The organism is Caballeronia temeraria (genome assembly GCF_001544795.2).
GTDB classification, from domain to species: domain Bacteria; phylum Pseudomonadota; class Gammaproteobacteria; order Burkholderiales; family Burkholderiaceae; genus Caballeronia; species Caballeronia temeraria.
The window spans coordinates 1-13,279 of the sequence record NZ_FCOI02000049.1 but is presented as its reverse complement, the minus strand read 5'-3'; the positions used below and the strand labels follow the sequence as shown (position 1 = coordinate 13,279).

General features: G+C 63.5%; 11 protein-coding genes and 2 pseudogenes. All 13 read left to right on the top strand.

What is annotated here, in order from left to right:
* Positions 1 to 337: 337 nt before the first annotated feature.
* Positions 338 to 1,432 (top strand): sugar ABC transporter substrate-binding protein, encoded by a 1,095-nt coding sequence (locus AWB76_RS35995; RefSeq protein WP_082864609.1) that lies wholly within the window; start codon positions 338 to 340, stop codon positions 1,430 to 1,432.
* A 57-nt stretch (positions 1,433 to 1,489) separates the two neighbouring features.
* Positions 1,490 to 3,052 (top strand): sugar ABC transporter ATP-binding protein, encoded by a 1,563-nt coding sequence (locus tag AWB76_RS35990; protein WP_063936433.1) that lies wholly within the window; start codon positions 1,490 to 1,492, stop codon positions 3,050 to 3,052.
* Between the two features lie 11 nt (positions 3,053 to 3,063).
* The gene (locus tag AWB76_RS35985; RefSeq protein WP_061164852.1) at positions 3,064 to 4,092 is read left to right on the top strand and encodes an ABC transporter permease; all 1,029 of its coding nucleotides are present in this window, start codon (positions 3,064 to 3,066) and stop codon (positions 4,090 to 4,092) included.
* A gap of 3 nt (positions 4,093 to 4,095) precedes the next feature.
* Positions 4,096 to 5,562 carry an aldehyde dehydrogenase family protein gene (locus tag AWB76_RS35980; RefSeq protein WP_061164851.1) on the top strand — a complete coding sequence of 489 codons (1,467 nt, stop codon included), beginning with the start codon at positions 4,096 to 4,098 and terminating at the stop codon, positions 5,560 to 5,562.
* A gap of 37 nt (positions 5,563 to 5,599) precedes the next feature.
* On the top strand, positions 5,600 to 6,037 hold the full coding sequence (locus AWB76_RS41920) for an FGGY family carbohydrate kinase (protein WP_061164850.1): 438 nt from the start codon (positions 5,600 to 5,602) through the stop codon (positions 6,035 to 6,037).
* Positions 5,923 to 6,435, top strand: a complete 513-nt coding sequence (locus AWB76_RS41915; protein WP_074171479.1) for an FGGY-family carbohydrate kinase — start codon at positions 5,923 to 5,925, stop codon at positions 6,433 to 6,435. Before AWB76_RS41920 ends, AWB76_RS41915 begins: the two co-directional genes overlap by 115 nt.
* Entirely contained in the window at positions 6,432 to 7,145 is a 714-nt protein-coding gene (locus AWB76_RS35965) for an HAD family hydrolase (protein ID WP_061164848.1), read from the top strand. Before AWB76_RS41915 ends, AWB76_RS35965 begins: the two co-directional genes overlap by 4 nt.
* Positions 7,145 to 7,990, top strand: a complete 846-nt coding sequence (locus AWB76_RS35960) for a MurR/RpiR family transcriptional regulator (RefSeq protein WP_061164847.1) — start codon at positions 7,145 to 7,147, stop codon at positions 7,988 to 7,990. The genes AWB76_RS35965 and AWB76_RS35960 overlap by 1 nt, the downstream gene beginning before the upstream one ends.
* 40 nt (positions 7,991 to 8,030) lie before the next feature.
* Positions 8,031 to 8,795, top strand: a complete 765-nt coding sequence (gene rpiA, locus AWB76_RS35955; protein ID WP_244173627.1) for a ribose-5-phosphate isomerase RpiA — start codon at positions 8,031 to 8,033, stop codon at positions 8,793 to 8,795.
* Positions 8,792 to 9,577, top strand: a complete 786-nt coding sequence (locus tag AWB76_RS35950; protein WP_061164846.1) for an SDR family NAD(P)-dependent oxidoreductase — start codon at positions 8,792 to 8,794, stop codon at positions 9,575 to 9,577. The genes rpiA and AWB76_RS35950 overlap by 4 nt, the downstream gene beginning before the upstream one ends.
* Positions 9,578 to 9,614: 37 nt before the next feature.
* On the top strand, positions 9,615 to 11,003 hold the full coding sequence (locus tag AWB76_RS35945; RefSeq protein WP_061164845.1) for an FAD-binding oxidoreductase: 1,389 nt from the start codon (positions 9,615 to 9,617) through the stop codon (positions 11,001 to 11,003).
* A 413-nt stretch (positions 11,004 to 11,416) separates the two neighbouring features.
* Positions 11,417 to 11,683: pseudogene (locus AWB76_RS42505) on the top strand (AraC family transcriptional regulator); the annotation flags it as partial.
* Between the two features lie 4 nt (positions 11,684 to 11,687).
* A pseudogene (locus AWB76_RS35935) lies at positions 11,688 to 12,207 on the top strand (transposase); the annotation flags it as partial.
* Positions 12,208 to 13,279: the final 1,072 nt, after the last annotated feature.

Sequence of the window (13,279 nt, the reverse complement as noted above, 5' to 3'; positions counted from 1 at the left end):
CGCGGATTTGGTCGTCTCACGACGCGGCAACGAGCTGTAGGGGATTCCGTGCCCCGCGTCAGACGGCCGATCCAAGCCCGTTAAGATGTTAAAAAATAGTAATACTACGACGCGATACGTTTAAGGGAGACGCTTTACGGCGCTGAAGTTCACTTCAAATGCCATATAAGCAAGCCGATAGACGCCATCAACGAGTAAACCCTAGCTTGTCCAAAGACTCTCGCGATCAGTATATTTGGTTGTAATACTACGCAGCAAAGGAACGTTACTAACATTAGCCTGGCCCTTTTCCGTGGCACAAGTCGCTGCCCATATCGCTGTTGAGGAGACAACCACTATGAAAGAAACACAGGAAGTCGCATCGCGTAGAAGGTTCCTGGCGGGTCTCGCCGCGACGGCCGGCGGCGTTGCTCTGTCGTCCGTGTCGACCCTCGGATTCGCCCAGCAGAAGGTTTTCGTGCCGTTCAGCAACAAGAGCCTCGACTACTACTTCTTCGTCACTCAGCAGGAAGCCGTGAAGCGGGCCGTCGAAGCGAAAGGCTGGCAATTTCAGGCGGTCAACGCCAACTTCAGCAACACGTCGCAACTGGAGCAGTGGAACAGCCTCATGCTGAAGAACCCGTCGGCGATCATTGCGGATCCGATCGACAGTCAGGCCATCGTTAGCGTCATCAAGAAGTACAACTTCAAGAAGATTCCGGTCGGCATCATCGATACACCGGCGCTCGGCGGCGATGTCGCGATCACCGTCGATTTCGACAACAAGGCGGGCGGCGTCATGGCCGCCGAGACCATCGTCGCCGCGCTGAAAAAGAAGAACGGCGCCGCGAAAGGCACGGTCCTGAACTGCTACGGCGCGCTGCAATCGGTCGCGTGGCGTCTGCGCAAGGAAGGCTTCGAAGAAACGATGAAGAAGTATCCGGACGTCAAGCTCATCAGCCGTCCGACGGAAGGCCTGCTCAAGAACATGCTGTCGGTCACGCTTTCGACGCTGTCCGAATATCCGGATCTCGATGCCGTGCACGCACCGAGCGATTCGCCCGCGCGCGGCATCGTGACGGCCTTGCAGCAGAAGGGCAAATGGAAGAAGGTCGGCGAGCAGGGGCATGTGATCTTCGTGAACATCGACGGCGAACCCGCGGCGCTGCAATGGATCGCCGATGGATACATGGACGCCGTCGTGTCGCAGGATCCGATCGCCTATGCGCAGATCACCGTCGAAATGCTCGACAAGCATTCGCTCAAGGGTCAGCCGGTGCCGCTGGGGGACTATCAGAACAGTCAGTACTTCTGGGAAAAGGCGGTCGTGACGAAGTCGGAGACGGGACCGAGCCTCGTGATCCAGCCGTTCATCGTCGATGCTGGCTCGGTGAAGGACAAGCGGCAGTGGGGCAACATCGCGTATAACGAATGGGGCATCCGCTACTCCTGATTCACGCCAGTCCACATGCGTTGAGAGGCGCGCCGAATGCCGACGGGAGACTTCTGAATGGCGGATACACCCAGCAACGATTACATCCTGCAGACGCACGACGTCGTCAAGCGTTACAAGGCCGTGCTTGCGCTCAACCGGGTGTCGATCAACATCCGTCGCGCCACTATTCACGGTCTGCTCGGCGAGAACGGCGCGGGCAAGTCCACGCTCGTGCGCCTGATCAGCGGGCAGACGGCGCCGAGCGAAGGGCGCATCGTCTTTGACGGCGAGGACGTGCAGGGATCGGACGTCAAGCAGATGGAAGCGCGCGGCGTGTTCCTCGTCACGCAGGAACCGATGATCGTCGATTCCATGTCCGTCGCCGACAACCTGATGCTCGGGCGCTGGCCCCTGAAGCGCGGCATCACGCGTCGAGTGGATCAGCGCGCGTTGATGGGCAGCGTCGAAGCCGTGCTCAACGGCACGGGCTTCGATCCGCGTATGCCCGCGCGTCTGTTGTCGGCGGTGGCTAAACGCAAGCTCAACATTCTGCGTGCGCTGCACAGCGGCGGCAAGCTGCTGATCCTGGACGAACCGACCACCGCGCTCACGCTCGCGGACCGTGAGCATCTCTTCGACTTCATGCGCACCCTGAAGGCGGGCGGCGTGAGTTTCGTCTTCATTTCCCACTATAACGAAGAGATTCTCGAGATCTGCGACGGCGTCTCCGTCCTGCGCAACGGCAGACTCGCGGGCGAGCATGACGATCGCTCGGAGATCAACTCGGACGGGCTCTCGGAACTGGTCATCGGGCGCGACGTGCCCTTGTTCTATCGTAAGCGTCGGGACACGGTGGCAATCGGTCCGGAAGGCTGGCGCGTCGAAGGGCTGGCGGCGCCAGGCGTGGAAGTAGACGAATTCCGTATCGCGCCGGGCGAGATCGTCGGGTTCGCGGGTCTGCCGGGATCGGGCGCAAAGGAATTCGCACTCGCGCTCTTCGGCTCGAATCGGGCGACGCGCGGCCGGATCACGCACGACGGCAAGACCGGCGCTCCGGCCGGTCATCCGGGCGAAGCGTTCCAGCGCGGTATCGCGTATCTGTCGGACGACCGTCATCGCGATGGCCTCGTCGGGCTGCAAAGCATTGCGCACAACATCACGCTGTCGAGTCTCGGGCACGTATCGAAGGGCGGCGTCATCGATTCGAACGCAGAGCGCGGTGTCGTCGCGCGTTACTTCGAGCACTTTCGCGTAAAGGCGCCGAGCGCCGAGGTGCTGCTCGGCACGCTGTCCGGGGGCAACCAGCAGAAGGTGTGCCTCGGCCGCGTGCTCGCCACGTCGCCGAAGCTGCTGATCCTCGATGAACCCACGCGCGGCATCGACGTGGGCGTGAAGGAGGAAGTGCATCGCATCATCGATACGCTCACGCGCGAAGGTTTGAGCGTCATCGTCATCACGAGCGACCTCGACGAGATGGTGCGCCTCGTCGATCGCGTGTCCGTGTTCGTCTGCGGGCGGATCGAACGCGAATACACCGGCGCGGATATCGCGAAGGACGCCATTTTGCAGGCCGCTTTCAACGCGGAGCCGGCATCGGTGGAGAGCGCCGGATCCGAGCCGCAGATGAGTCAATCATGAGGAGACAGTCCATGCAAACAGGAAGCGACCTTTCTTCGTCACGCGCGCCGGCAGCGCTCGCCGCACAGGGCGATGCCGCGTCCGGTGCGAGACGCGGCAAGGGCGGCGTGCAGTGGATCTTTCAGAACGTCGTCTGGCTGTGGCTCGCGGCGCTCGTCGTCGTGTTCGGCGTGCTCAATCCGTTCTTTTTCACGCTGTCGAATCTGCAGAACGTGCTGGTGCAGGCGACGGTGCTCGGCCTGCTCGCGCTCGCCGTATCGATGCCGCTGATGGTCGCGGAAATCGATCTTTCGATCGCCAGCAACATGGGCTTCTCAGCCGCCATCGGCGCAATTCTCTCGACGCGGCTCGGACTCACGCCCGCCGTCGGCGTGCCGGTGGGCATCGCGGTGGCGACTGCAATCGGCTTCTTCAACGGTCTGTGCGTGACGCGGCTGAAGATGGTGTCGCTCATCCAGACACTGGCGGTCATGATCGTGCTGCAAGGCTCGCTGCTCGCGGTGACGCAGGGCAATACCATCTCGGACATGTCCACGGGCTACATCTGGATCGGCCAGTACACGATCCACAACTGGCCTGTCATGCCGATCGTGTTCCTTGCCGTCCTGATCGGCATGGGATTCATGTTGCGCAAGACGGTGCTCGGCCGCTATCTCTATGCGACCGGCGGCAACGCGCTCGCCGCCAACTCGGCCGGCATTCGCGTGAATCGCATCAAGGTCATTGCGTTCACGCTGTCGGGCTTTCTCGCGGGCGTCGCGGGTTATCTGCTTGCCGCGTGGCAGATGGCGATCACCTCGGATCAGGGCGAAGGCTTCCTGCTGTACGCCATCGCCGCGCCGATCATCGGCGGCGTGAGCGTGTTCGGCGGGCGCGGCGGCGCGTTCGGCATCCTGGGCGGCGTGTTGTTGCTGACGGTGATTCACGTCGGCCTCGCCATCACCGAAGTGCCTTCGTTCTATGTGCAGATGATCGGCGGCATCCTCATCTTCATCGCGGTAGCCGTGGATGCCATCCGTGTCAACTTCGTTTCGCAATAACTCATGATCCGGACCATAACAGAACCTCGTCAGTGCGAGATGTATATCGATGGACGCTTCGGCAGCGAAAGCGCGCACGAATGGATCGATGTGGTGAATCCGGCGACGGGGCAGGTCGTCGCCCGCGCGCCCGATGCCGATCAGACGACCATCGATTCCGCCGTCGATGCGGCGTCGCGCGCCTTCAGGAGCTGGCGCCGCGTCAATCCGTTCGAGCGCTCGCGGCTGTTGCACGCAATCGCCGATCACATCGCGCAGGACGAACGCACCATCGCGATGGCGATCACCAGCGAGATGGGCAAGCCGCTCGCCGAAGCGCAAGGCGAGGCGCGCAAGCTCGCGAAGGCATTTCACTACTATGCGGAAGAGGCCGTGCGGATTTTCGGCGAGACCGTGCCTAACGAAGAGGATGGCTTCGTCAGCTTCGTGGAGAAGGAGCCGGTCGGCGTGGTGGCGGCTATTGCACCGTGGAATTATCCGGTCGAACTGATCGGCTGGAAGCTCGCGGCATCGCTGGCGGCGGGATGCACGATTGTCATGAAGCCGTCGGAATTCACGCCGTCGAGCGCGGAGGCGGTGTTCCGCTGCGTGCATCGCGCGGGACTGCCGGCAGGCGTCGCCAATCTCGTGATGGGAGCGAAGGACGCGGGCAAGCGGCTCGTCGGGCATCCGCGCATCGACAAGGTGGCGTTCACGGGTTCCGGAAGCGCGGGCGAGGACATCTACAGGACGGTGCGCGGCATCACGGGGCTGTCGCTGGAACTGGGCGGAAGCTGTCCACTCATCGTGACCGCGCACGCGGACCTCGATCTCGCGGTCGCCGGTACACTGCGGCGCGCGTTCCGCAATGCAGGGCAAATTTGCATTTCGATCAATCGCGCTTACGTGCAGGAGGCGGCTTACGAGACCTTCGTCGAGCGCCTCGCCGATGGCGCGCGCAAGCTCGTCGTCGCTGATGGCATCGCGAATGAGAAGGCCGATGTCGGACCGATGGCCACGCGCGCGGGTCTCGACAAGGTGCGCCGTCATCTCGACGACGCGCGCGCGCGCGGCGGCCGCATCCTGTGCGGCGGCGGCCGGCCCGATGCGATGGCATTGAATGAAAAGGGCCTGTTCTACGCGCCCACCGTGATCGCCGACGGCACGCCCGACATGCTCGTCATGCACGAGGAGACGTTCGGCCCGGTGATCGGTGTGGCGCGCTACACGACGCTCGATGACGCGATCGATGCGGCGAACAGCACGCCCGCAGGCCTCGCGGCCTATGCGTACACGGAGCACGTCAAGGAGACCTTCGCGCTGTCGCGCGAACTGGACTTCGGTAATGTCGCCATCAATAACGTCGATGCAGGCATCATGAACGCGCCCTACGGCGGCCGCAAGCAAAGCGGAACGGGCTACGAGCACGGGCGCGAAGGCATGGAAGGCTATCTGCATCTGAAACACGTCCGGCTGCGTCACGGCGCCTGAAGAACCCGATCACCACGCACACGCAAACGGAGCGGCCATGGAACGCTATCTTCTGGGCATCGACGTCGGGACCTCCGCATGCAAGGTGATTGCGGTGGACGGCGCGGGCCATGTCGCGGCGAAGGCGCTTGCGGCGTATCCGCTAATGTCGCCCCGGCCCGGCTGGGCCGAGCAGGACCCCGGGCACTGGTGGCAGGCGACGCAGAGCGCGCTCGCGCAGGTGCTCGACGCCTTGCCCGATCGGCGCGCGGTGGCGGGCATCGGACTGTCGGGACAGATGCACGGTCTAACCGCGCTCGACGAAGCCGACAACGTGCTGCGTCCGGCGATCCTCTGGTGCGACCAGCGCGCGGCACCCTATTGCGACGAGATCACCGCGCGCGCGGGCGGTCTCGACGGTTTGCTCGAGCGTGTGCAGAACCGCATGCTGCCGGGTTTCACCGTGGGCAAGCTGCTGTGGATGCGACTCACATGATCCGCAGCGTCATGGAAGGCGTGCTGCTGAACATCCGCTCGATCGCAGCGCTGGGCGCAAGCGCCGGCCTCGCGTGCGACGAGGTGCGTGTCTCCGGCGGCGCGACCGCCGAACCGCTGTGGCTGCATATGCTCGCCGATGTGCTGCAACGCGAAGTGATCACGGTGACGGGCGCGTCCGAGGGCGGTGCCTACGGCGCGGTGCTGGCGGCGGGCGTCGGCGCGGGCTGGTGGGCATCGCTGGACGAAGCAGTCGGCGCCTTGCGCGTGACCGGTCGCGTGAGCCCGGACGCATCGCTCAAGGATCTTTACGACGCACGCTTCGATACCTTCCGCACGCTGTACGACACACTGCGTCCGGTTTATCAACGCATCGCGATGGAGAACCCGAGCCGATGACCGTCAACGAATTCATGCTCCATGCGGACCGAACTGTCGATGCAGTCGTATTCGATCTCGACGGCACGCTTGTCGACACCGCGCCGGACATCGCGAGCGCCGTGAACCGCCTGCTCGCGACGCACGGCATTGCGCCGCAGACGGTCGGCTTCGTGGAGAAGTTCATCGGCGAAGGCTCGTACGGGCTGATCGACAAGCTGTACAAGGGCCTCGGTCTCGCGCTCGATCAGGACCGCGTCAACGCCGACGTCGATACGTATCTGTCGATCTACAAGCAGCACCCGGTCGAAAAGGCGACCGTCTACGCCGATGCGCTCGACGCCATTCCCGCGCTGCATGCGGCCGGCGTGAAGCTGGGCGTCTGCACGAACAAGGCGCAGCAACTGGCGCAAGCGGTGCTCGCGCACTTCGGCATCGAAAGCTATTTCAGCGCCGTCGTGGGAGGCGATATGCTTACGCAGAGAAAGCCGCATCCCCGGCATCTATTGATGACGCTCGAACAGATGGACGCCGCGCCCGAGCACACGCTTTATATCGGGGACACGCGCATCGACGCGGCGTGTGCACGAGACGCGCAGGTTCGTTGTCTGATCGTGAACTGGGGCACCGGGCCGGATGTTCCCGTGCCCGATGACGCGCGGCTCGACTCGTTCGCCGATTTAGTGACGAGGTGCGCCGCGCTCAATGCGTCGCGCCTGCCGGGAGCCTGATGAGAAACGACCTGTTGCGCCGAATCGCGCTCGAACACCCTTCTTTGACGGGCGCGACCTTGCGCATCGCCGATGTATTGCTGAGCGCGCCCGAAGCCGCGCTCAAGATGAGCATGGCCGAGCTGTCGGAAGCGGCGCAAACCAGCGACCCGACCGTGGTGCGCTTCTTCCGCCGCTTCGACTGCGCGGACTATCAGGACTTCAAGGTCCGGCTCGGTCAGGGGCTGATACCGCAGGCGCCTTTCGATTACGAAGCCATTACGAATGCGGATACGCCCGAAAGCGTCTGCAGCAAGATCGTGAACAACTCGCTGCACGCCATTCAACGCTTCGCCCGCGACGTGGATTCCGCCGCGATCGAGCGTGCCACGCAGTATCTCATCGACGCGAAGGGCATATTCCTGTTCGGGCTAGGCATCTCGGAGACCATCGCGTTCGATGCCGAGCACAAGTTCTTCCGCCTGGGGCTGCATTGCCGCGTGGTGCTCGAAAGCCAGCGTCAACTGCTGCTCGCGCCGACCTTGCGCAACGATGAAGTCGCGGTCTTCTTCTCGCATTCCGGTTCGACCAAGTCGCTCGTGATGGCAGCCGCGATGGCGAAGGGCAAGGGCGCCGTGACAATCGCGATCTGCGCGCCGGGCTCGCGGCTCGCGCAGACCTGTGACCTGACCGTCGCGGTGCCTGCGTACGAAAACACCGAGCTGTACACGCCGCTCACGGCGCGCATCAATCACCTGCTCGTGGTGAACATGCTGGTCGCCATGCTGGGCTTGCGGCAGGGGCGCGAACTGCCCGACAACCTCGCCGCGCTCGACCCCTGGTTCACCGACAAATTCATGGATTAGCCCTTGTTTGAAGGGCATTTCGATAAAAACGGAGACGCAATTGAGCACGCACATCGAACCGGGTTACGCCCGGCTGGAGCCGCAATCGAAGCAGGACGAGGCGAAGCTCGTCTCGGGCATCAAGGCGGTCGATCACTATCTTGCGCCAGGCATGAAAGTGGGACTCGGCTCCGGGACGACGTCGCACTGGTTCGTGCGTGCGCTCGCGCCGCGCGTGCGGGACGGGCTCGATATCGTCGGCGTGCCGACATCGAATGCGACGCGCGAACTCGCGATCGAGCTCGGCGTGCCGTTGACGGACCTCGGGCAGATCGACCGGCTCGACGTGACCATCGACGGCGCCGACGAGATCGATCATCACGGCAGCATGATCAAGGGCGGCGGCGCGTGCCTGCTGTGGGAGAAGATCGTCGCGGCGGCGTCGCGCAAGATGGTTGCGGTTGTCGACGACAAGAAGGTTTTCGACACGCTCGGGCGCTTTCCGCTGCCTATCGAAGTGATTCCGTTCGGCTGGCAAAGCACCGAGCGTCTGCTGCGCGAGCTTTTCGTATCGGCGGGATTCGATGCCGGCGTCAGGATCGAGCGGCGCATGAAGAGCTGCGCGCTCGTCGTCACAGACAGCGGCAACTGGATTCTCGATTGCCATCTCGAAGCCATCCGCGATCCGCTCGCGCTCGCGCCGCGCTTCAACGCGATTCCGGGCGTCGTCGAACATGGTCTCTTCACCGGCATTGCAAGCGAGATGATCGTCGGCCACGCGGATGGCAGCGCGGACATCGTCGTGTTCGACGGAGCGAGCCAATGAGCGAGATCGCGAAGGAAGGCAACGGCGCGACGCTCGACGTCTTTCGTCTCGATGGCGAAGTGTGCGTCGTCACCGGCGCGGCGCAAGGCATCGGCCTCGCCATCGCCAAGGCGCTGCGCAATGCGGGCGCGGCGGTCGTCATCGCCGACCGCGAGGCGCGCCTCGGCCAGCAGGCCGCCGACGCGATCGGCGGCAGCTTCGTCGCGCTGGACGTGACGGACTCGTCGTCGATCGATGCGGCCTTCGATGCGATCGTCGCGCAACACGGCCGGCTCGACGTGCTGGTCAACAACGCCGGCATCGTCAGGAACGCGTCCGCGCTCGAAACCGACGACGCCGCCTGGCGCGCCGTGCTCGCCGTGAATCTCGACGGCGTGTTCTATAGCTGCCGCAGCGCCGCGCGTCATATGTCGCGGCAGAAGAGCGGACGGATCGTCAACATCGCGAGCATGAGCGGGAGCATCGCGAACAAGCCGCAGCCGCAGGCATCGTATAACGCATCGAAAGCGGGCGTGATTCATCTGACGCGCTCGCTCGCCGCCGAATGGGCCGCCGACGGCATCCGCGTCAACTCCATCTCGCCGGGCTATGTCGGGACCGAACTGACCAAGCGCGGCTTCGAAAACGAAGCGTGGCGCAAGGTCTGGCTCGACTACACGCCGCTCGAACGCATGGCCTCGCCCGACGAAATCGCGCCGGGCGTCGTCTTCCTCGCGTCGCGTGCGAGCGCGTTCGTGACGGGATCAGACATCGTGATGGACGGCGGTTATACGGTATGGTGAAGCACCGACTAACGGAGATGATGGAGACGATAGACCTATGAGCGCACTCGATGCCATTCATGCGTTGCGCGACGCCCTCGGCGCAGACGTCGTGGCCTTGCCGGAAGAATTCGGCGACAAACGCGTGGCGGACTGGAGCGGCTTGCCGAGCGCGAGACCGCTCGCGCTGCTGCGTCCGCGCAACGCGGATGAAGTTGCGAACGCGCTCGCCATCTGCACGCGCTACCGTCAGCCGGTCGTGACGCAAGGCGGTTTGACGGGTCTCGTCGGCGGGGCGAATCTGCGCGGCGATGAAGTGGCGCTGAGTCTCGAACGCATGAACCGCATCGTCGAAATCGATGCTGTCTCCGGCACGATAACCGTCGAAGCGGGCGTCGCGCTGCAAATCGTGCAGGAAGCGGCGACCGCGGCGGGTTTCTACTTTCCGCTCGATCTCGGCGCGCGCGGTAGCTGCGTCATCGGCGGCAATCTCGCGACGAATGCGGGCGGTAATCGCGTCATCAAGTACGGCATGATGCGCGATCAGGTGCTCGGCATCGAAGCCGTGCTCGCGAGCGGCGAGATCATCGGCGGTCTCGACAAGATGATCAAGAACAATAGCGGCTATGACTTGCGTCATCTGTTGATCGGCAGCGAAGGCACGCTCGCGGTCATCACGCGCGTCGTGTTGCGTTTGCGGCCGAAGCCCACGGCGGCCGCGACCGCATGGTGCGGATTGCCCGACTTCGAATCGGTCACGACACTGCTCACGCGTGCACAAGCCTCGCTCGCGGCGGGCGTCTCGGCGTTCGAGGTGATGTGGGCGGGCTATCACGATGCGGTCATCACCAATCTCAACACGCTGCGCGCGCCGCTCGCCGATGCGCACCCGTTCTACGTGCTGTTGGAAAGCGTCGGCGCCGATCCTGCGCGTCACAACGAGGCCTTCGAGGAATTTCTCGGCGCGATGCTCGAAGCGGGCGTCGTGACGGATGCGGCGATCGCAACGAACGAAGCGCACGCGCGCGACTTCTGGGCGATCCGCGATGCGCCCGGCGAATATCAACGCTTCATCCCAGATCACGCGGCCTACGACGTGAGTTTTTCCATCGCGCAAGCGGGCGATGCCGCGCAACGCTGCGAGGCGCGTCTGCGCGAGCGCTGGCCCGACGCGCTCGTCATGACATACGGGCATCTGGGCGATGGCAACATCCATATCGTCGTGGACGTGCCGGGCATGGGCAAGCACGATCACGACGACATCGACCGCGTGATCTACGACGTCACGCGCGAATTCAATGGCTCGATTTCAGCGGAGCACGGCATCGGCACGAAAAAACGCGACTATCTCCCGCAAAGCCGCCGTAAAGCCGATATCGCGGCGATGCGCGCGATCAAGACCGCGCTCGATCCGCTCGGCATTCTCAACCCCGGGAAAGTGGTGTAATGCACGGGGCCGCTGCGCAGACGGCCGTCGCCGCGCGATGCAACCGGCTTCGCGCGGCGATGTCGCCCGTGCTTGCCACGGCCGGTCCGCGCCTGAAGTTCATCGATCCTGGGCGCCGGTCAGCACAAGGCAGAACGCGAGGCGATGGAAGTCATAGGACGTGCCTGCGTCCAGTGTGACCGCCCACGACACCGCCGGGCGAACCCTTTCGCATTCTCCAGGGCGGTTAGCTCGGTCGTTGAGTTATTCGCATCAGGCGGTGGGACCAACTATCGAATACGCTGACCGATCGCGTGCGCTCGATCATGGGTTTGCAAAACGCAAATCAGTGCAACACACCAAACAACCTCGGATCAAGAAAGTAAAGTACAGAAAAACAGCCGAAAAGTTGGTAGAAGCGCGACACTGACCGATCTCTCTTTCTGCGAATTCTCGAATGCCTTAGCGGCGCGCAGGAGCACACGCTCCTCGCGAGCATCGCTTACGAGCAGAATGTCGCCTCGTCCAAGCGGTGCGGCCACGTACTCGCGCATATCGGCAAGAATCTGGCGTCGGATCTGCGCGAGTCCGATCTCGCCGGGCTTGCCGGACAGAGCGTCAGCGCGTTCTCGCGCGCGTTTCATCATCGTACGGGCGCGACGTTCGTCCAGTACGTGAACCGCCTGCGTATCGAAGCGGCCCGAGCTCGCCGACCCGGCCACCTTTGCCCGATGGCTTGCGCCTCCGCGTACTTGCGAATGGGTGGTCTACGCCGAGCGCCCGTTCGCCGGACCGAAGGCGGTGCTCGAGTACCTTCTCACGCTACACGCGTCGCCATCTCCAACCAGCGCCTGGTCGCCGTCGATGAGCGTGGCGTGACGTTCCGCTGGAAGGACTACCGTGCGAAGGGACCACCCGCTACAAGACCATGACCCTCGAAACCGGCGAATTCATGCGCCGCTTCCTGCTCCATGTGCTGCCCGGTGGTTTCCATCGGATCCGCCACTTCGGGCTGTTCGCCAACCCGGTGCGCCGCGCCAATCTCGCAAAGGTGCGCGAACTGCTGCACTTCGCACCCGAGATCAGCCCGTCGCCGGACGACGCCAGCATTGAAACCCGCCCCGTCTTCATCTGTCGGCACTGCGGCGCACCGATGATCGTCATCGAAATCCTCGCGCGCAGCTCCCCGATCCGCGCACCGCCAATGCACCGGGATCCGACATGAACTCCACGGTTCCTCGACCTGCCTGTCGAACGTTGGCTCCGCGGCAACGCGGCCCAAGGATGGAAGCCTGCGCGTGTCGCTACGCGAAGCGCTTTGCCCGGCCGCCTCATCATCGCGAATGCACGACTAAACCACTTCGCTACGGCGTCAGCGTCCCTCCGGCACCCCGCCTGAGCGTGCCGCATCCGGCACCACTGACCATTCCGGTCTATCGATCGCCATAGCCGCGAACCCTCCAACCGCAGTGGGGCACTCCGCGGTTTCCTCCATCGAGCGTATTCGACGCTTGCCAACACGCGCAGAGGCACCGTCACATTCCTGTGATCAATGGCAGGCATCGAATAACCCTTAACGGAAAGTGAAGCTCGCCGGTGGGCTCGATCAGCGGCGAGCCGCGCGTCCTGTGAGATTCCGGGGGCGGCCGGTTTCGGACTTCGGGTGCCACCGCCATCCTGCCACTCGAGTGGCAGCTAAGAGCCGCTCAACGGCCGTCGTACCTTCCGTCTCGCCATGGCGGGGCGATTGCGCTTGAATCGTCGCCCATAGTCGTCCGGGAAGTACCGATTCACGAGACGTGGCCCTGCCGCAATAGGAGAGACCTGTGGCGTGCGTCCCTGCGGTCATGCGAATACTGGGCGAAATGTGACGGCGTCCGTCGCGCTGGCCGATCTTTCATGCCGGCATGTCGGGAAACCGCCCCCTATAAGCGCCGACTCGTAGCTGATCCATTCATCGACGGCATCGATGTCGGACAGCGGCTTCAGAGAGGCGACGAAGCCAAGGCAATCCAACTTGAAGTCGAATATGCGCCGGCGCCTCCTTTCAACGCTGGAGGGCCAGATCTGGCGCCACGAGCGATCGTGGAGATCGTGAAGCAGCGTACCAATCAGGAACTCACCGCCCGACACGCGATGGAGTTTTTACATGGGTGAAGTCCACGATTACGATATAGTCGTCATGGACCTTATTCCTCAAGATGTTAAAAGCCAGACAGCACGATCTTGCCGCGCGCCTTGCCGCTCTCGAGCAAGGCATGGGCGCGGCGCAGATTGGCCGCGTTGATGGTGCCAAA